The sequence below is a fragment of the Burkholderia multivorans ATCC BAA-247 genome (assembly GCF_000959525.1).
GTDB classification, from domain to species: Bacteria; Pseudomonadota; Gammaproteobacteria; order Burkholderiales; family Burkholderiaceae; genus Burkholderia; species Burkholderia multivorans.
The window spans coordinates 1,684,509-1,703,443 of the sequence record NZ_CP009832.1; the positions used below are offsets into that span (position 1 = coordinate 1,684,509).

Sequence of the window (18,935 nt, forward strand, 5' to 3'; positions counted from 1 at the left end):
ACCGGGCTTTTCGTTTGCTGCGCGGATGCGCGCGACGTCTAGTGCGCGGCCGATGCCGCCGCGCCCGCATCGCCGCCGCCCGCGCGTTCGGGCTTCGTGATCCAGATCAGCGCAATCAGCAGCACGAAGATCGCCGCCGAGATGTAGAACAGATCGTTCACCCCGAGCTGCGCGGCCTGCTGCGTGGCCATGTTGTTGATGAGCCCGTGCGCCTGGTCGCGCGTCAGCCCGAGGTTGTTCATCTGCGTGACGGCCTGATTGAACGTCGGGTTGTACGGATTCGTCTGCTCGACCAGCTGCGCGTGGTGGAAGTTGTTGCGGTGATCCCACGCGGTCTGGAAGATCGACGTGCCGATGCCGCCGCACATGATCCGCACGAAGTTCGACAGGCCCGATGCCGCCGGAATGCGGTGGCCGGGCAGGCCGGACAGCGTGATCGACACGAGCGGGATGAAGAAGCCCGCCATCGCGATCCCCTGCACGAACGTCGGCAGCATCAGCGACCATTCGTCGACGCCCGTCGTGTAGCGCGAGCGCATCCAGAAACAGAGCGCGAAGATCAGGAACGCGGCCGTCGCGATGTAGCGCGGATCGGTGCGCGGCAGGAACTTGCCCGTCAGCGGCGACAGCAGGATCGCGAACAGGCCGACCGGCGCCATCACGAGGCCGGCGTCCGTCGCCGTATAGCCGATCTGCGTCTGCAGCCAGAGCGGCAACAGGACGAGGTTGCCGAAGTAGAGCCCATAGCCGACCGACAGCGCGATCGTGCCGCCCGTGAAGTTGCGCATGCGGAACAGCGACAGGTCGACGACCGGATGCTCGGCGGTCAGCTCCCAGATCACGAAGAACGCGAACGAGATGATCGCGATCAGCGCGAGCGCGATGATCGTCGTCGATGCGAACCAGTCGAGATCCTTGCCCTTGTCGAGCATGATCTGCAGCGAGCCGACCCAGAGGACGAGCAGGGCGAGACCGACGCCGTCGATCGGTGCGCGCCGCACGGTCGATTCGCGCGTGCGATAGATCGACCACGTCGCGATCGCGGCTGCGATGCCGACCGGAATGTTCACGTAGAAGATCCACGGCCACGAGTAGTTGTCCGAGATCCATCCGCCGAGAATCGGGCCCGCGACCGGCGCGATCAGGGTCGTCATCGACCATAGCGCGAGCGCCATCGGCGCCTTCGCGCGCGGGTAGCTCGCGAGCAGCAGCGACTGCGACAGCGGAATCATCGGGCCGGCCACCGCGCCCTGCAGCACGCGCGACGCGAGCAGGAACGGCAGCGTCGGCGACAGCCCGCACATCCACGACGAGATGACGAACAGGATGATCGACGCGAGGAACAGGCGTACCTGCCCGATGCGGTCGGTCAGCCAGCCGGTCAGCGGCACGGAGATCGCGTTGGCGACCGCGAACGAGGTGATGACCCACGTGCCCTGATCGGACGACACGCCGAGGTCGCCCGAGATCGTCGGGATCGCGACGTTCGCGATCGAGGTGTCGAGCACGTTCATGAAGACCGCGAGCGACACCGCGATCGTCCCGATCACGAGTTGCCCGCCCTGCAAGGGCGGGTGAGAGACAGGAGCCTGTGCCATGTCGTTTGTCTTTCCGGAGTCGGAACGGTTACATCAGCTTCGGCGCGGCGGTGCGCTTCGCCGCAGCGGCAGCGGGCGCCGGCGCGTTGCCGCCCGCGTTTTCCGCGATGATGCGTGCGATTTCCGCGTCGGCTTCGTCGCCGTACTTCGCGAACACGTCGGTCTGGTAGACGGTATTCGGCACGTTGACGAGCTGGTCGCCGCGTTCGTCCTTGATGTTGACGTCGACCTGCATCGACAGACCGATGCGCAGCGGATGCTTGTCGAGATCCTTCGGATCGAGCTCGATACGCACCGGCAGGCGCTGCACGACCTTGATCCAGTTGCCGGTCGCGTTCTGCGCCGGCAGCAGCGAGAACGCCGAGCCCGTGCCGGCCGAGAAGCCGACCACCTTGCCGTGATAGACGACCGACGAGCCGTAGATGTCGGCCGTCAGTTCGACCGGCTGGCCGATGCGCATGTGCTTGAGCTGTACTTCCTTGAAGTTCGCGTCGACCCACACCGCGTTCAGCGGCACGACCGACATCAGCGGCGTGCCGGGCGACACGCGCTGGCCGACCTGCACCGAGCGCTTCGCGACGTAGCCGGTCACCGGCGCGGGCAGCGTGTTGCGCGCGTTCGCGAGGTATGCGTCGCGAACCTTTGCGGCTGCGGCGAGCACGTTCGGGTGCGAAGCGATCGTCGTGTTCGCGGTCAGCGCGCGGTTCGACGCGAGCTGCTGCTGTGCGGCGTCGAGCGACGCCTGCGCGGCGCGCACGGCATCGCGCGCGTGCGAGATTTCTTCCTGCGACACCGCGCCCGTCTGCGCGACGGCGAGACGGCGGCGCAAGTCGTCCTCGGCCTTCGACAGGTCGGACTGACGCAGCGCGACCTGCGCGCGGTACTGATCGTCGTTGACGAACAGGCCGCGCACCTGGCGCACGGTCTGCGCGAGGTTCGCTTCCGCCTGCTGCAGTGCGACCTGCGAGTCGGCCGGATCGAGCACGACGAGCGGATCGCCGGCCTTCACCGTCTGCGTGTCGTCGGCCTTGACCGCGATCACGGTGCCCGTGACCTGAGGCGTGATCTGCACGACGTTGCCGTTCACGTATGCGTCGTCGGTTTCCTCATGGAAGCGCGCGACGAGGAAGTAGTAGAGGCCGTATGCGATGGCCGCGATCACGATGACCGCGACGAGCAGCGTCATCATCCGTTTGCGCTTGCCGTTGTTCTGCGGCTGGGCGCTGGCGGCGTTTTGTTGAGGGTCGCTCATGGCGATTTTCTCCGTCCGTTATTTCGAGTGTCTTGGTAGGGCGGCGCCGGATGAGTTGGCGGCCTGTCGGGTCTGTTTGGCGGTCTCGGGTGCCGCGAGCGCGGTGCCGGTCGCATCGAAGCCGCCGCCGAGCGCCTTGATCAGCGCGAGCTGCATGTCGCGACGGCGCATCTTCAGATTCGTCACGGTCTGCTCCGAGGCGAGCCGGTTGCTGTCCGCGGTCAGCACCTGCAGTTGCGGCGACAGCCCGGCCTTGTAGCGGATCACCGCGAGGTCGTACGCGCGCGTCGACGCGTCGAGCGCGCGCTGCGCGTCGCCCATCTGGCGATCGATCGCACGGATCGCGGCCACTTGCGTCGCCACGTCGTTCAGCGCGCTGATCAGCGTCTGGTTGTAGTTCGCGACCGACAGATCGAAGTCCGCGTAGCGGCCCTTGAGCTGCGCGCGCAGCGCGCCGGCGTCGAAGATCGGCAGGTGGATCGCCGGGCCGAACTGCGCCTGGCGGCTCGTGAAGTTCAGGAATTTGCCCCAGCCGAACGCATCGAAGCCGAAACCGGCCGCGAGGTTCACGTCCGGGAAGAACTCGGCCTTCGCTTCCTTCACGTCGTGCATTGCCGCTTCGACCTGCCAGCGCGCGGCGACGATGTCGGGGCGGCGCGACACGAGGTCGGCAGGCAGGTTGTCGGGCAGCGCGACGTCGCCGGCCGGGTTCAGCACCGGCGCGGCGATCTGCAGCCCGCGGTCCGGCCCTTTGCCGAGCAGTGCGGCGAGCTGATAGCGCACGGTCGTGATCTGACCGTCGAGATCGGACAGCGACGCCTGCGTCGTCGCGATGTTGCCGCGCGCGGTCTGGCGTTCGACGTTCGTGTCGAGGCCGGCTGACACGCGGCCGTCGGTGATCTTGCCGACCGACTCGCGGTTGGCGATCTCGCGCTGCGCGATGTCGCGCAGCGCGTACAGTTGCGCGAGCGAGTTGTAGGTGCGCGCGACCGACGAGGCGAGCGTGATGCGCGCCTGCTGCATGTCGGCTTCCGCGGCCTTTTCCTGCGACACGGCCGTGCGCAGACGCTCGCGGTTCTTGCCCCACAGGTCGAGCTCCCACGATGCGCTGGCGAGCACGTTGTTCTCGCTGTACCACTGGCCGCCGTACGGCGGCGGGAAGAGGCCGTTCGCCGAATAGAGCTCGCGCGTCCACGAGTAGCTCGCTTCGGCCTTCGGCAGCAGGTTGGAGCGCGACGATTCGATGTACGACGACGCCTTCGCGATGCGCGCCTGCGCCTGCGCGATCGACGGATTGCCGGCGAGCGCCTCGTCGATCAGCTTCGGCAGCTGCGGATCGCCGAACTGGCTTGCCCAGTCGAGCGACGGCCAGCGGCCGCCCTGGGCCGGAAGGCTCTGCGCCGTTTCGAATTGCGACGCGGGGGCGATCTGCTTGTCGCTCTTGATGCCGATGTAGTTCGCGCAGCCCGCCAGTGCCAGTGCGGCGACCGCGACGGCAACGGCGGTGCGGCGCGACCCGGCACGCACGGACAACGGGGAGGATTTCATCGCGCTGATCCCTGACTCGGAATGAATGATGGACACTGCAAGGATTTCCTTACATTAATCTGTCAAAAGTAATTGTTATGGCAACTATTGCGCGACGCTGCCGCCGGCGGTCTCGCAATAGTTGCTGAGAATCCGGCGCAGCATGCTCTTCAGGAACCCGACTTCTTCCGGCGTGAAGCCGCCCAGCAGCTGATCGAGCACGCTGCGGAAGATCGCCGGCAGCCGCTCGGCCAGCGCCCGGCCTTCGTCGGTCAGTTCGAGGCGCACGACGCGGCGATCTTCGACGGAGCGCACGCGGCACAGCAGCCCGCGTTTCTCGACGCGATCGAGCAGGCGCGTGACCGCGCTCGCATCGATCGCGTATTCGCGCGCGAGCTCCGCGGCCGTCGAGCACTTGCCGACCGCGATCATGAACAGCATGCTCGCCTGCGTGCCCGTGATGCCGAGCTCCTCCTGCGTACGCTGCGTGACGAGGTTCGTCATCAGCGACTTCACGCGCGACATCAGATAGCCGACGCTGTCGTTCATCTGATACGACGACAGCGCCGAAGCGGGCGAATGAGAAGAGGAATCCGACATAAAACCCTGAAGCTGCAATAGTTGACTAGGCAGCAGTATAGGCACAATTGCTTGCCGCGGCAAATGTTAATCGAACGGATGCGCGCGCGCTGAACGCCGCCGCATTTCCTTACGCGCATCGGGGTTTTTACGGTGCGCGGCACGCCGCTTGCGCGCATCGACGATCGGCGGAGCAGGTCGTTGCCGGCGGCCCGCATGCTGCGTTGCAACGCAACGGCCGGCTGACGACATTCGCGCGTGCTATAATTTGAGGCTTTCCAAGCTGCAACGCGCGCGCCCGTGTCGAACGAGCGTGCGCGTTTGCGCGTTCAATCGATTTCCAGGTTTCTATGACCCGCGCCCTTCGCAACATCGCCATCATCGCCCACGTCGACCACGGCAAGACTACGCTCGTCGACCAACTGCTTCGCCAGTCCGGCACCTTCCGCGAGAACCAGCAGGTTGCCGAACGGGTGATGGACTCGAACGACATCGAAAAGGAGCGCGGGATCACGATTCTCGCGAAGAACTGCGCGGTCGAATACGAAGGCACGCACATCAACATCGTCGACACGCCGGGGCACGCGGACTTCGGCGGCGAAGTCGAGCGCGTGCTGTCGATGGTCGACTCGGTGCTGCTGCTCGTCGACGCGGTCGAGGGCCCGATGCCGCAGACGCGCTTCGTCACGAAGAAGGCGCTCGCGCTCGGCCTGAAGCCGATCGTCGTCGTCAACAAGATCGACCGTCCGGGCGCGCGGATCGACTGGGTCATCAACCAGACGTTCGACCTGTTCGACAAGCTCGGCGCGACCGAAGAGCAGCTCGATTTCCCGATCGTCTATGCGTCGGGCCTGAACGGCTACGCGTCGCTCGATCCGGCGGCGCGCGAAGGCGACATGCGTCCGCTGTTCGAGGCGATCCTTGCGCACGTGCCGGTCCGCCCGGCCGATCCCGACGCGCCGCTGCAACTGCAGATCACGTCGCTCGACTATTCGACCTACGTGGGCCGGATCGGCGTCGGCCGCATCACGCGCGGCCGCATCAAGCCGGGCCAGCAGGTCGCGATGCGCTTCGGTCCGGAAGGCGAGGTGCTGAACCGCAAGATCAACCAGGTGCTGTCGTTCAAGGGCCTCGAGCGCGTCCAGGTCGAATCGGCCGAGGCCGGCGACATCGTGCTGATCAACGGCATTGAGGACGTCGGCATCGGCGCGACGATCTGCGCGGTCGACACGCCCGAAGCGCTGCCGATGATCACGGTCGACGAGCCGACGCTGACGATGAACTTCCTCGTGAACTCGTCGCCGCTCGCGGGCCGCGAAGGCAAGTTCGTGACGAGCCGCCAGATCCGCGATCGTCTGATGAAGGAGCTGAACCATAACGTCGCGCTGCGCGTGCGCGACACCGGCGACGAAACGGTGTTCGAAGTGTCGGGCCGCGGCGAACTGCATCTGACGATTCTCGTCGAGAACATGCGCCGTGAAGGCTACGAACTCGCCGTGTCGCGTCCGCGCGTCGTGATGCAGGAAATCGACGGCGTGAAGCACGAGCCGTACGAGCTGCTGACGGTGGACGTCGAGGACGAGCACCAGGGCGGCGTGATGGAAGAGCTCGGGCGCCGCAAGGGCGAAATGCTCGACATGGCGTCGGACGGCCGCGGCCGCACGCGTCTCGAATACCGGATTCCGGCGCGCGGGCTGATCGGCTTCCAGAGCGAATTCCTGACGCTCACGCGCGGCACGGGCCTGATGAGCCACATCTTCGACTCGTACGCGCCGGTCAAGGAAGGCTCGGTCGGCGAGCGCCGCAACGGCGTGCTGATCTCGCAGGACGACGGCGCCGCAGTCGCCTACGCACTGTGGAAGCTGCAGGATCGCGGCCGCATGTTCGTGAAGCCGGGCGACGCGCTCTACGAAGGGATGATCATCGGCATCCACAGCCGCGACAACGACCTCGTCGTGAACCCGATCAAGGGCAAGCAGCTGACCAACGTGCGGGCCTCGGGCACCGACGAAGCGGTGCGCCTCGTGCCGCCGATCCAGATGTCGCTCGAGTACGCGGTCGAATTCATCGACGACGACGAGCTCGTCGAAGTCACGCCGCAATCGATCCGTCTGCGCAAGCGCTTCCTGAAGGAGCACGAGCGTCGCCGCGCGAGCCGCGAAGCCGCAGTCGACTGAGTCCGCGGTGCTGATCGCCGGTCGCCAGAAAGCCGCCTTCGGGCGGCTTTTTGCATGGTCGCGCAGCGCGTGCGACGACGCGCTGCAAAACACTGTTTCAACCCTGCGCGGCAATGCGGCAAAACCCCGTCGCACGGCGCTTTCGTGCGTGTTCCGCCGTGAACTTCGGTATCGGTTCTGTGATATGCTGCGCGCACGCAAGTTTTAGGTCCTTCCCAGCAGACTTGATTCGCGCAATCCGCTAAACGGTCAGGCCGTGTCGCGGAAGGTTGAGTAACCCGCTATTTCTCGAGAAGCTCGAAGAAAGGTGAGCGTAAAATGTCAGATGTAATGAAGCAGTTCCAGCTGAACTCCTATTTGTTCGGCGGCAATGCTTCGTACGTAGAAGAACTGTACGAAGCATATCTCGATAATCCGGCGTCAGTGCCCGAGAACTGGCGAGAGTATTTCGACGCGTTGCAGAACGTTCCTGCGACGGACGGTTCGAACGCCAGCGACGTGGCGCATTACCCGATCGTCGAGTCGTTCGCCCAGCGCGCGAAGGCCAATGCCTTCATTCCGCGCGAAAGCGGTACCAATCTGGCAACGGCGCGCAAGCAAGTCCACGTCCAGTCCCTCATCAGCGCCTATCGCTTCCTCGGCTCGCAATGGGCCAATCTCGATCCCCTGAAGCGTCGCGAACGTCCCGCCATTCCCGAACTCGAACCCGCGTTCTACGACTTCTCCGAAGCCGACCTCGACCAGACGTACAGCGCAAGCAACCTGTACTTCGGTTTCGATCAGGCATCGCTGCGCGATATCGTGAAGGGCCTGCGCGACACGTACTGCGGCACGATCGGCGCCGAGTTCATGTACATCAGCGATCCGGAACAGAAGCGCTGGTGGCAGGAGCGTCTCGAATCGATCCGCGCGACGCCGAACTTCTCGGCCGATAAGAAGAAGCACATCCTGAACCGCCTGACGGCTGCGGAAGGCCTCGAGCGCTATCTGCACACGAAGTACGTCGGCCAGAAGCGCTTCTCGCTCGAAGGCGGCGAGAGCTTCATCGCGGCGATGGACGAAGTCGTCCAGCACGCGGGCAAGAAGGGCGTGCAGGAAATCGTGATCGGCATGGCCCACCGCGGCCGTCTGAACGTGCTCGTGAACACGCTCGGCAAGATGCCGGCGGACCTGTTCGCCGAATTCGAAGGCAAGCACGTCGACGACCTGCCGGCCGGTGACGTGAAGTACCACAAGGGCTTCTCGTCGGACGTGTCGACGGAAGGCGGCCCGGTTCACCTGTCGCTCGCGTTCAACCCGTCGCACCTCGAAATCGTGAACCCGGTGGTCGAAGGTTCCGCGAAGGCGCGGATGGACCGTCGCGGCGACGAAGACGGCGCGCAAGTGCTGCCGGTGCAGATCCACGGCGACGCGGCCTTCGCGGGCCAGGGCGTCGTGATGGAAACGCTGAACCTCGCGCAGACGCGCGGCTACGGCACGCACGGCACGCTGCACATCGTCATCAACAACCAGATCGGCTTCACGACGTCGGACCCGCGCGATGCACGCTCGACGCTGTACTGTACCGACGTCGTCAAGATGATCGAGGCGCCGGTGCTGCACGTGAACGGCGACGATCCGGAAGCCGTGGTCCTCGCGACGCAGATCGCGATCGACTACCGCATGCAGTTCCACAAGGATGTCGTGATCGACATCGTCTGCTTCCGCAAGCTGGGTCACAACGAGCAGGACACGCCGGCCGTCACGCAGCCGCTGATGTACAAGAAGATCGCGCAGCACCCGGGCACCCGCGCGCTGTACGCCGAGAAGCTCGTGCAGCAGGGCGTGATCACCGCCGAAGACGCCGAAGCTTACGTGAAGGCGTACCGCAAGGCGATGGACGACGGTCACCACACGGTCGATCCGGTCCTGTCGAACTACAAGAGCAAGTACGCGGTCGACTGGGTGCCGTTCCTGAACCGCAAGTGGACGGACGCTGCCGATACGGCCGTGCCGCTCGCCGAACTGAAGCGTCTCGGCGAACGCATCACGACGGTGCCGGAGAACTTCAAGGTTCACCCGCTCGTCGAGCGCGTGATCAACGATCGCCGCAACATGGCGCGCGGCGATCAGCCGCTCGACTGGGGCATGGCCGAGCACCTCGCGTTCGCGTCGCTCGTCGCATCGGGCTATGCAGTGCGCCTGACCGGCCAGGACTCGGGCCGCGGCACGTTCACGCACCGTCACGCGGTGCTGCACGACCAGAACCGCGAACGCTGGAACGACGGCACGTACGTGCCGCTGCAGAACATCGCGGAAGGCCAGGCGAAGTTCACGGTGATCGACTCGGTGCTGTCGGAAGAAGCGGTGCTGGGCTTCGAATACGGCTACTCGACCGCCGAGCCGAACACGCTCGTGCTGTGGGAAGCGCAGTTCGGCGACTTCGTCAACGGCGCGCAGGTCGTGATCGACCAGTTCATCTCGTCGGGCGAAGTGAAGTGGGGCCGCGTGTCGGGCCTCACGATGCTGCTGCCGCACGGCTACGAAGGCCAGGGTCCGGAGCACTCGTCGACCCGCATCGAGCGTTTCCTGCAGCTGTGCGCGGATCACAACATGCAAGTCGTCCAGCCGACGACGCCGGCGCAGATCTTCCACCTGCTGCGTCGCCAGATGATCCGTCTGTTCCGCAAGCCGCTGATCGTCGCGACGCCGAAGTCGCTGCTGCGTCACAAGGAAGCGGTGTCGGATCTGTCGGAACTCGCGAAGGGTTCGTTCCAGCCCGTGCTGGGCGAAATCGACGGCGGCATCGACGCGAAGAAGGTCAAGCGCGTACTGGTGTGCTCGGGCCGCGTGTACTACGACCTCGTCGCGCACCGCCGCGAAACGAAGGCGAACGACGTCGCGATCATCCGTATCGAACAGCTGTATCCGTTCGCGCACAAGCAGTTCGAAGCTGAAATGAAGAAGTACGAGAACGCGACGGAAGTGGTCTGGGTGCAGGACGAGCCGCAGAACCAGGGCCCCTGGTTCTACGTCGAGCACCACCTGAAGGAAGGCATGAAGGAAGGGCAGAAGCTCGCGTACAGCGGCCGCCCGGCTTCGGCCTCGCCGGCGGTCGGCTACTACGCGAAGCACTACGAGCAGCAGAAGGCCCTCGTCGAAGGTGCATTCGGCCGCCTGAAGAGCGCATCGATCGCGAAATAATCGACGGAAGCGATACGGGAAGGCGCGCTGCGCTTTCCCGTCTCTTTCGGCCTGCCGCGCGCGCCGCGCGCCGCACGGGCCGAAAGAGCCGCAGGAATCTCGTCATTACCCAGATTAAGCATCCAGGAAAATCACATGGCTATCGTAGAAGTCAAAGTCCCCCAGCTTTCGGAGTCGGTGTCGGAAGCCACCATGCTGCAGTGGAAGAAGAAGCCGGGCGAAGCAGTCGCGCAGGACGAAATCCTGATCGAACTCGAGACCGACAAGGTCGTGCTCGAAGTGCCGGCGCCGGCCGCGGGCGTGCTCGCGCAAGTGCTGCAGAACGACGGTGACACGGTGGTCGCCGATCAGGTGATCGCGACGATCGACACCGAAGCGAAGGCGGGCGCCGCCGAAGCCGCGGCAGGCGCAGCCGAAGTCAAGCCGGCCGCCGCACCCGCAGCGGCACCGGCCGCTCAGCCGGCTGCCGCGACGGCCGCAGCATCGACGACGGCCGCTTCGTCGGGCACGGCCTCGCCGGCCGCAGCGAAGCTGCTGGCCGAGAAGGGCCTGTCGGCAGGCGACGTCGCCGGCTCGGGCCGCGACGGCCGCGTCACGAAGGGCGACGCGCTCGCCGCCGGCAGCGCGCCGAAGGCGGCTGCTCCGGCCGCCGCACTGGCAAAGGCCGCGGCCAAGCCGGCGCTGCCGGAAGTGAAGGTGCCGGCGTCGGCAACGACCTGGCTGAACGACCGTCCGGAACAGCGCGTGCCGATGTCGCGCCTGCGTGCGCGTATCGCCGAGCGTCTGCTCGAGTCGCAGCAGACCAACGCGATCCTGACGACGTTCAACGAAGTCAACATGCAGCCGGTCATGGACCTGCGCGCGAAGTACAAGGACAAGTTCGAGAAGGAACACGGCGTGAAGCTCGGCTTCATGTCGTTCTTCGTGAAGGCGGCCGTCCACGCGCTGAAGAAGTTCCCGCTCGTGAACGCGTCGATCGACGGTAACGACATCGTCTACCACGGCTATTTCGACATCGGTATCGCGGTCGGTTCGCCGCGCGGCCTCGTCGTGCCGATCCTGCGCAACGCGGATCAGCTGAGCCTTGCCGAGATCGAGAAGAAGATCGCCGAATTCGGCCAGAAGGCGAAGGACGGCAAGCTGTCGATCGAGGAAATGACGGGCGGTACGTTCTCGATCTCGAACGGCGGCGTGTTCGGCTCGATGCTGTCGACCCCGATCATCAACCCGCCGCAGTCGGCAATCCTCGGCGTGCATGCGACGAAGGAGCGTCCGGTCGTCGAAAACGGCCAGATCGTGATCCGTCCGATCAACTACCTCGCGCTGTCGTACGACCACCGCATCATCGACGGCCGCGAAGCCGTGCTGTCGCTCGTCGCGATGAAGGATGCGCTGGAAGATCCGGCACGTCTGCTGCTCGACCTGTAAGCCGAGTCTCACCGCATTGACCCGCTCCGCACGGGCGCGCCACCGCGCGTCCGTGCGGATGCACAAGTAGAAAGGATTGCCATGTCCAAGGAATTTGACGTCGTCGTGATCGGCGCCGGCCCCGGCGGCTACATCGCCGCGATCCGTGCCGCGCAGCTCGGCAAGACCGTTGCCTGTATCGAGAAGTGGAAGAACCCGGCCGGCGCGCTGAAGCTCGGCGGCACGTGCCTGAACGTCGGCTGCATCCCGTCGAAGGCGCTGCTCGCCTCGTCGGAAGAGTTCGAAAACGCGCAGCATCATCTGGCCGATCACGGCATCAGCGTCGACGGCGTGAAGCTCGACATCGCGAAGATGCTCGGCCGCAAGGATGCGATCGTCGAGAAGATGACGAGCGGGATCGAGTTCCTGTTCAAGAAGAACAAGATCACCTGGCTGAAGGGCCACGGCAAGTTCACCGGCAAGACCGACGCCGGCGTGCAGATCGAAGTCAGCGGCGAGGGCGAAACCGAAGTCGTCACCGCGAAGAACGTGATCATCGCGACGGGCTCGAAGGCGCGTCATCTGCCGGGCATCCCGGTCGACAACAAGATCGTGTCGGACAACGAAGGCGCGCTGACGTTCGACTCGGTGCCGAAGAAGCTCGCCGTGATCGGCGCAGGCGTGATCGGCCTCGAGCTCGGCTCGGTGTGGCGTCGTCTCGGCGCCGAAGTGACGGTACTCGAAGCGCTGCCGGCGTTCCTCGGCGCAGCCGACGAAGCGCTCGCGAAGGAAGCCGCGAAGCTGTTCAAGAAGCAGGGCCTCGACATCCATCTCGGCGTGAAGATCGGCGAAGTGAAGACGACCGCGAACGGCGTGTCGATCGCCTACACCGACAAGGACGGCAACGCGCAGACGCTCGACGCCGACCGCCTGATCGTGTCGGTCGGCCGCGTGCCGAACACCGACAATCTCGGCCTCGAGGCGATCGGCCTGAAGACGAACGAGCGCGGCTTCATCGACGTGGACGACCACTGCCGCACGGCGGTGCCGAACGTCTACGCGATCGGCGACGTCGTGCGCGGCCCGATGCTCGCGCACAAGGCGGAAGACGAAGGCGTGCTGGTCGCGGAAGTGATCGACGGCCAGAAGCCGCACATCGACTACAACTGCATTCCGTGGGTGATCTACACGTACCCGGAAATCGCGTGGGTCGGCAAGACCGAGCAGCAGCTGAAGGCGGAAGGCCGCGAGATCAAGACGGGCAAGTTCCCGTTCTCGATCAACGGCCGCGCGCTCGGCATGAACGCGCCGGACGGTTTCGTGAAGATGATCGCGGACGCGAAGACCGACGAACTGCTCGGCGTGCACGTGATCGCGGCGAACGCGTCGGATCTGATCGCGGAAGCCGTGGTGGCGATGGAGTTCAAGGCGGCGTCGGAAGACATCGCCCGCATCTGCCATCCGCACCCGTCGATGTCGGAAGTGATGCGCGAAGCGGCGCTCGCCGTCGACAAACGCTCGCTGAACAGCTGAGCGTGGTCCGGCGCCGGCCGCACGTCGGCCGGCGCAGCCGTCTCATGACGAAGGCGGGCGGGGTTTCCCGCTCGCCTTCGTTTTTTTGGTTTGCCCGATGAACGTCACCGAATACTACACACGCGAGCTGACCACGCGCGGCTATCAGTCGGACGCCGCGCAGCGGGCGGCCGTCGATCGCCTGCAGCGCTGCTACGACGAGTGGGTCGCGTACAAGGCGCGCCGCTCGAACGCGTTCAAGAAGCTGATCAATCACCCCGATCTGCCGCGCGGCGTCTACATGTGGGGCGGCGTCGGCCGCGGCAAGAGCTTCCTGATGGACAGCTTCTACGCGGTCGTGCCCGTCCAGCGCAAGACGCGCCTGCATTTCCACGAGTTCATGCGCGAAGTGCATCGCGAGCTCGAGGAACTGAAGGGGCAGGCCGATCCGCTCGACGAGCTCGCCCGCCGCATCGCGAAGCGCTACCGGCTGATCTGCTTCGACGAATTCCACGTGTCGGACATCGCCGACGCGATGATCCTGTACCGGCTGCTCGATCGGCTGTTCACGAACGGCGTGCAGTTCGTGATGACGTCCAACTACGATCCGGACGACCTCTATCCGGACGGCCTGCATCGCGACCGCATGCTGCCGGCGATCGCGCTGATCAAGGAGAAGCTCGACGTGATCAACGTCGATGCGGGCATCGACTATCGGCAGCGCACGCTCGCGCAGGTGCAGATGTATCACACGCCGCTCGGCGCGCAGGCCGATCGCGAACTGCGTCATGCGTTCGCGAAGCTCGCGGCGGTGCCCGACGAAAGTCCGATTCTGCATATCGAGAAGCGCGAACTGAAGGCCTTGCGCAAGGCCGACGGCGTCGTCTGGTTCGATTTCGCGACGCTGTGCGGCGGGCCGCGCTCGCAGAACGACTACCTCGAACTGGCGAGCCGCTTTCATGCAATCGTGCTGTCCGAGGTGCCGCAGATGTCGCCGCGCATGGCGTCCGAAGCGCGGCGCTTTACCTGGCTGATCGACGTGCTGTACGACCACAAGGTGAAACTGCTGATGTCGGCGGCGGTGCCGGCCGAGCAGTTGTACGTCGAAGGCCCGATGGCCAACGAGTTCGCGCGTACGGTGTCGCGCATCGTCGAGATGCAGTCGAAGGAATATCTCGAGACGCCGCGGCGCATCGTCGATACTTCGCTCACCTGAGCGCGGCTGTGTGCGCGTTGCGATCCAATCGTTAAATCCCGTCAAATGCATCGAATCGACGCGCAATTTCAGATTCGTCTTATATTCAGCGTCGAGGTCAGCCGATATCGTTGCGTCATGGTTCCTAAGGCTGGAGATCTCCATGACGCCGTATCGCGAATTGACCGACTACGAATGGCGCAGCATCGCGCCGCTTCTGCCGGAGATGCAGCCGCGCGCCGAATTGCGCGGCCGTCCGCTCGCCAACACGCGCGCCGTGCTGAACGGCGTGCTATGGGTGATCTACAGCGGCGCGACGTGGTCGTCGATGCCGCGCCGCTACCCGTCCTATCAAACCTGCCATCGCCGGTTCAAGGTCTGGCACGAGTCGGGCACGCTGATGCGCGTCATGCAGGCGCTGTACGGCGATGCCGGCGTGAATCTGTGCAACGAGCTGTCTGCGCGGATGCGCAAGCATGCGCAGTCGAAGGCGGCCGAGGCGCGCAGCGGCAGCGCATCGGCCTTTCGTGCAGCGAACGGCTGTCGGCCCAATGCGATGAAGCAGGCGGCGTGAGCCGCGGTTCCGTTCACCGTCGCGCCAAATGAAAATCGGCCTGTCGACTTCCGTCGCAGGCCGATTGCTTTATCGCGTTGCGCGCGCGAACGCGCAGTGCGTTACTGCTGGCGCACCCAGGTCTGCGACCGGCCGAGCAGCGACACGCCGATATAGCCGCGTACGACGAGCTTCTGGCCGCCGTCTTCGAGCGTCATCTTGCACTTGTAGACCTTGCCGTTCTCCGGATCCAGGATGTTGCCGCCGTCCCAGTGATCGCCGTCCTTCTTCATCGCCTTGATGATCGTCATGCCCTTGATCAGCTGATCCTTGCGTTCGTCCGTGCACGCCGTGCAGCGGCGATCGGGCGTATCGTTCGCGCCGAGCCCCTTGATCACCTTGCCCGACAACGTGCCGTCGCCGTCGTCGGCAATCTGCACGAGCGCCTTCGGCTGATGGGTGTTGTCGTCGATCGTCTGCCAGACGCCGACGGGGCTGTCCGCTTGCGCGAACGACGGGGCGGCACAGGCGAGCAGGGCGCCGGCGAGTGCAATGATGCGCAACGGGCGGGTCAGTTGAATCATTGTCGTCCTCCTTGTTTCTCGTGTCGTGTTCGATTGCCCGCGCGAGCCGCCTGCATCGGACGGCCACTTGTTGCGAGCTCAGCCAGAATACGTGAAACCGTGCGCCGCGTTTGATAGAGGGCACTCTAATCGAAACGGCCCGCGCGAGGCGGGCCGTTCGGACGATCAGTTCAACTGATACGAAAATGCGGCGTTCACGCGCGGGCTTCTCGATGCACTTTCGACCGGCGCGTCGCCGACCGGCTTCGCGACGGACAGATCGAGGCTGTAGTAGCGGCTGTCGGTCAGCCGCACGCCGACGCCGACCGACGAGAGCCGGTTCGGCAACGGCGTGCCTGCGTGCAGATACACGCGCGCCATGTCGTACGCGACGTACGGCGTGATCGACTTCAGATAGGTCCAGCCCGGCGAGAACGCGCGGTTCACTTCGAGCGACATGCCCCAGCCCGAATCGCCCGACGTCTCGCCCGGTTGATAGCCGAGCGCGTAACGCGTCGCGCCGAACGAGATCTGCTCGGACGTCGGCAGCGAGTCGGGGCTGTACTGGCCCGTCAGCGAGATCGACGTGCCGATCTGGAACGGCCATTCGTTGGTTTGCGTAAAGGTCGCACCGGTGCGGACGAACGTCAGCGAGATCGGATCGGCATACGTCGTCGTGACGCCCGAGGCCGTGCCGACCTGCGACTTCGATGCGCCGAGAATGTCGAACGCCTTCGCGACGTTGAAGCTCAGCTTGCGAACCTGCTTGGGCTGCACGCTCGTGTAGTCGAACTGCAGTTGCAGCACGCGCACCTGCGAGCGGTTGTCGAGTGTCGCACCGGTGATCCGATTCTGATAGTTGTCTTCGTTGTGCGATGCATAGGCCGACACGGTGCCGAGCAGGCTGCGCTGATTGTTCAGCAGCAGCGGATACGATGCCGACAGGCCGAGCTTCTCGTTCTTCACCGTGCGCTCGATGTACGACGGCAGGCCCGGATTGTCGGTCGGCTTGCCGCGGTACGTACTCGCGTCGAGCCGTGTGATCAGGCCGCTGCTGCCGACGGGTACCGCGCCGCTGAATGCGAAGTACGTCTGCTTGTCGCGCCCCGGCGGTGCGAGGGCGGAGATGCTCAGCTGTTCGCCGAACGACGTGAGGCCGTTCTCGGTCGCGGTGATGAGCCCCTGCACGCCCGGATGGTTGAAGTCGATGCCGGTGCTGATGTTGAACGGCTTGCGATCGACGGCGAGCTCGAGCGTGGTCGCGCCGTCCGTCGTTTGCGGCGGCGGCACGTTCGCTTTCACGCTTACGCCCGGCAGCAGGCCGAACGTGTTCACGTAGCGTTCGAACGTTGCGCGACGCAGCGGACGATCGGCCGTGATGTGCGCGGCGATCGCGCGAATCTTCGATTCCATCGCGCCCGGCTTGCCGGTGACCTTCACGTCCGCGACGTAGCCTTCGACGACCGTCACGCGCACGACGCCGTTCTCGAACGTCTGCGCGGGAATGAATGCGAACGACAGCGCGTAGCCGCGGTCCTGGTACAGCTTCGTCACGCCGTTCGCGGTCTCGATCAGTTCGCCGATCGTGATGTCCTTGCCGACGAGCGGCGTGAAGCGACGCGAGATCTCTTCGAACGGAACGGACTTCACGCCTTCGACCTGGAACGTCGTCGGCGTCAGGTGACGCGACAGCAGTTCCTGCAGCTGCGGCGCCTGCGGCGCGACCTGCACCGTCACGTTGGGGCCTTGTTTCGGTGCGTTGATCTGCGGGAGGGAGTCGAGCGGATTGCCCGCGACGCGTGTTTGCGCCTGTGCCGTGCCTGCTGCCGCGATCGCGAGCAGCATCATCCATGTATCGAGTCTGGATTTCATTTCTTTTCCTCGTAGGCCTTGCTTCTCGTCTTCTAATGCCGGCGCGCGATACCGTCGGTACCGCGCGCCGTGTGCCGCCTTGCCGGATGTGTTGGTACGGCCGCGTCGCGCGCTCCGGCTGCGACGACGCGACCGTCCTCCTTACTTGCCGACGCTGCCCAGCGTACCCAGCAACCCCGTGACCGGCGCGAGCAGGCCCGTCGAACTGCCCGTCGAGGCCGAACCCGTGACGCCGCCGACCAGCGACGTGACCGGTGCGAGCGGGCTCGACGTGCCGCCGGCGGACCCTGCCGCGCCGCCAACTGCGCCGGTGACAGTATTCAGCAAACCGGTGACGGGCGCGAGCGGATTCGCGCCGCCTGCGCCGCCCGTTGCGCCGCCGAGCGTGCCGGTGACGGTCGACACGAGACCGGTCACCGGTGCAAGCGGGCCGCTGCTCGTGCCGCCGGTCGCGCCGCCGAGCGCGCCCGTCAGCGAGCCGAGCGGCGTCGAACCGAGTCCGGACAGCAGGCCGCCCAGCGGATTGGTCGCACCGGAAGCCGATCCGGTGCCGCTCTGGACCGTCGCGGTCGAGCCGCCGACGAGGCTCGTCAGCAGTCCGGGGATCGGTGCTGCGCCGTTCGGGCCATTCGGATTCACGAGGCCGCCGGCGTTCGTCACCGTGTTGCCGACTGCGGTGACGAGCTGACCGACGTCGCCGACCAGCGGCTGGCTCGACGTGCCGGCGACCTGCTTGCCGGCCGAGCTGATCGCGCCGCCGACCTGGCCGAGCAGGCCCGACACGGGCTGGCCGAGGCCGGTCGTCGTGCCGACCTGCTGCGTAATCTGGCCGGCCGTGATCACGAGCGGCGTGACCGCGGAGCTGATCGGCTGCGTGACCTGCTGCACGGCCCCCGACGACAGCGTCGAGCCGACCGTCGTGCCGGCCGCCGCGAGGCCGTTCGCGACCGTGTCGAGCACCGTGCCGACCGGCGTCGTGACCGGTGCGAGCGGCGACAGCGGGCCCGTGCCGAGCGCCTTCACCGTCGAGCTCACACCCGACACCGTGTTGCTCGTCGCGCCGACGACGTTGCCGAGGCCCGCGACCGTCGTGCCGACCGGATCCTTCGTCGAGCCGATCTGGCCGAGGCCGTTGCTGACTGCATCGGCAGCCGCGTCGATGATCGTGCCGGTGCTCGCGATCGTGGCGCCGACACCCTTCGTCACGCCGTCGCCGAGACCGGGCACGCTCACGTTGCCGACCGTGTTGCCGAGGTCGGTCGCCGTCTGGCCGACCGTCGTGACGACGCCCTTGGTGCCGCTCGACGTGCCGCTGGTGCCGCTCGTACTCGGCGTGCCGCTCGTGCTCGGGTTGTTGCCGCCGGTGCTGCTGGTCGGCGGGTTGCTCACGCTGTTGCCGCCGCATGCGGCGAGCAGGCACGCGGCCGCGAAAGCGGTGAGGGGGACGCGCCACTGTTGCAGGGCGGCCGACGTCACGGAACGTTGTTGGGACATGGTGGACTCCTCGCTGTCTTGTC

Annotated in this window: 14 protein-coding genes; 7 read left to right on the forward strand and 7 right to left on the reverse strand. The window is 65.7% G+C overall.

Going from position 1 to position 18,935, the window contains the following annotated elements; all coding sequences use genetic code 11:
• Positions 1-38 precede the first annotated feature (38 nt).
• The 4 genes from NP80_RS20260 to NP80_RS20275 all read right to left on the reverse strand — a co-directional run bounded on the left by NP80_RS20260 (position 39) and on the right by NP80_RS20275 (position 4,977).
• Entirely contained in the window at positions 39-1,598 is a 1,560-nt protein-coding gene (locus tag NP80_RS20260; RefSeq protein ID WP_006400324.1) for a DHA2 family efflux MFS transporter permease subunit, read from the reverse strand.
• A gap of 28 nt (positions 1,599-1,626) precedes the next feature.
• Positions 1,627-2,850, reverse strand: coding sequence for an EmrA/EmrK family multidrug efflux transporter periplasmic adaptor subunit (locus NP80_RS20265; RefSeq protein WP_006400323.1), 1,224 nt, complete (start codon positions 2,848-2,850; stop codon positions 1,627-1,629).
• 18 nt (positions 2,851-2,868) lie between these two features.
• Positions 2,869-4,398, reverse strand: coding sequence for an efflux transporter outer membrane subunit (locus tag NP80_RS20270; RefSeq protein ID WP_035488225.1), 1,530 nt, complete (start codon positions 4,396-4,398; stop codon positions 2,869-2,871).
• An 84-nt stretch (positions 4,399-4,482) separates the two neighbouring features.
• On the reverse strand, positions 4,483-4,977 hold the full coding sequence (locus NP80_RS20275; protein WP_006400321.1) for a MarR family winged helix-turn-helix transcriptional regulator: 495 nt from the start codon (positions 4,975-4,977) through the stop codon (positions 4,483-4,485).
• 329 nt (positions 4,978-5,306) lie between these two features.
• On the opposite strand from NP80_RS20275, the gene typA reads away from it, so the two are divergent.
• From typA to NP80_RS20305, 7 genes are all read left to right on the forward strand, one after another.
• Entirely contained in the window at positions 5,307-7,133 is a 1,827-nt protein-coding gene (typA, locus tag NP80_RS20280) for a translational GTPase TypA (RefSeq protein WP_006400319.1), read from the forward strand.
• A 7-nt stretch (positions 7,134-7,140) separates the two neighbouring features.
• The gene (locus tag NP80_RS30070) at positions 7,141-7,341 is read left to right on the forward strand and encodes a hypothetical protein (RefSeq protein ID WP_006404944.1); all 201 of its coding nucleotides are present in this window, start codon (positions 7,141-7,143) and stop codon (positions 7,339-7,341) included.
• Positions 7,342-7,451: 110 nt separating this feature from the next.
• Positions 7,452-10,316: a 2-oxoglutarate dehydrogenase E1 component gene (locus NP80_RS20285; RefSeq protein ID WP_006400317.1), complete on the forward strand. Its 2,865-nt coding sequence runs from the start codon at positions 7,452-7,454 to the stop codon at positions 10,314-10,316.
• Between the two features lie 135 nt (positions 10,317-10,451).
• Positions 10,452-11,744 (forward strand): 2-oxoglutarate dehydrogenase complex dihydrolipoyllysine-residue succinyltransferase, encoded by a 1,293-nt coding sequence (gene odhB / locus NP80_RS20290; RefSeq protein ID WP_006404943.1) that lies wholly within the window; start codon positions 10,452-10,454, stop codon positions 11,742-11,744.
• Between the two features lie 81 nt (positions 11,745-11,825).
• Positions 11,826-13,256, forward strand: a complete 1,431-nt coding sequence (lpdA, locus tag NP80_RS20295) for a dihydrolipoyl dehydrogenase (RefSeq protein WP_006404942.1) — start codon at positions 11,826-11,828, stop codon at positions 13,254-13,256.
• A 97-nt stretch (positions 13,257-13,353) separates the two neighbouring features.
• Entirely contained in the window at positions 13,354-14,451 is a 1,098-nt protein-coding gene (gene zapE / locus NP80_RS20300; RefSeq protein WP_006400314.1) for a cell division protein ZapE, read from the forward strand.
• A gap of 10 nt (positions 14,452-14,461) precedes the next feature.
• Positions 14,462-15,004, forward strand: a complete 543-nt coding sequence (locus tag NP80_RS20305; protein ID WP_139094007.1) for a transposase — start codon at positions 14,462-14,464, stop codon at positions 15,002-15,004.
• 101 nt (positions 15,005-15,105) lie between these two features.
• Here NP80_RS20305 and NP80_RS20310 read toward each other — a convergent pair whose 3' ends face one another.
• From NP80_RS20310 to NP80_RS20320, 3 genes are all read right to left on the reverse strand, one after another.
• Complete coding sequence (locus tag NP80_RS20310) at positions 15,106-15,567, reverse strand: DUF2147 domain-containing protein (protein WP_006404940.1); 462 nt, start codon at positions 15,565-15,567, stop codon at positions 15,106-15,108.
• A gap of 165 nt (positions 15,568-15,732) precedes the next feature.
• The gene (locus NP80_RS20315; RefSeq protein WP_006409610.1) at positions 15,733-17,418 is read right to left on the reverse strand and encodes a ShlB/FhaC/HecB family hemolysin secretion/activation protein; all 1,686 of its coding nucleotides are present in this window, start codon (positions 17,416-17,418) and stop codon (positions 15,733-15,735) included.
• Between the two features lie 141 nt (positions 17,419-17,559).
• On the reverse strand, positions 17,560-18,912 hold the full coding sequence (locus NP80_RS20320; protein ID WP_006400310.1) for a collagen-like triple helix repeat-containing protein: 1,353 nt from the start codon (positions 18,910-18,912) through the stop codon (positions 17,560-17,562).
• Between the last annotated feature and the right edge of the window lie 23 nt (positions 18,913-18,935).

What these genes read in the sequence shown, in the direction of transcription:
- NP80_RS20260 (WP_006400324.1), bottom strand. Translation starts at nt 1,598, where the DNA reads ATGGCACAGGCTCCTGTCTCTCACCCGCCCTTGCAGGGCGGGCAACTC.
- NP80_RS20265 (WP_006400323.1), bottom strand. Translation starts at nt 2,850, where the DNA reads ATGAGCGACCCTCAACAAAACGCCGCCAGCGCCCAGCCGCAGAACAAC.
- NP80_RS20270 (WP_035488225.1), bottom strand. Translation starts at nt 4,398, where the DNA reads ATGAAATCCTCCCCGTTGTCCGTGCGTGCCGGGTCGCGCCGCACCGCC.
- NP80_RS20275 (WP_006400321.1), bottom strand. Translation starts at nt 4,977, where the DNA reads ATGTCGGATTCCTCTTCTCATTCGCCCGCTTCGGCGCTGTCGTCGTAT.
- typA (WP_006400319.1), top strand. Translation starts at nt 5,307, where the DNA reads ATGACCCGCGCCCTTCGCAACATCGCCATCATCGCCCACGTCGACCAC.
- NP80_RS20285 (WP_006400317.1), top strand. Translation starts at nt 7,452, where the DNA reads ATGTCAGATGTAATGAAGCAGTTCCAGCTGAACTCCTATTTGTTCGGC.
- odhB (WP_006404943.1), top strand. Translation starts at nt 10,452, where the DNA reads ATGGCTATCGTAGAAGTCAAAGTCCCCCAGCTTTCGGAGTCGGTGTCG.
- lpdA (WP_006404942.1), top strand. Translation starts at nt 11,826, where the DNA reads ATGTCCAAGGAATTTGACGTCGTCGTGATCGGCGCCGGCCCCGGCGGC.
- zapE (WP_006400314.1), top strand. Translation starts at nt 13,354, where the DNA reads ATGAACGTCACCGAATACTACACACGCGAGCTGACCACGCGCGGCTAT.
- NP80_RS20310 (WP_006404940.1), bottom strand. Translation starts at nt 15,567, where the DNA reads ATGATTCAACTGACCCGCCCGTTGCGCATCATTGCACTCGCCGGCGCC.
- NP80_RS20315 (WP_006409610.1), bottom strand. Translation starts at nt 17,418, where the DNA reads ATGAAATCCAGACTCGATACATGGATGATGCTGCTCGCGATCGCGGCA.
- NP80_RS20320 (WP_006400310.1), bottom strand. Translation starts at nt 18,912, where the DNA reads ATGTCCCAACAACGTTCCGTGACGTCGGCCGCCCTGCAACAGTGGCGC.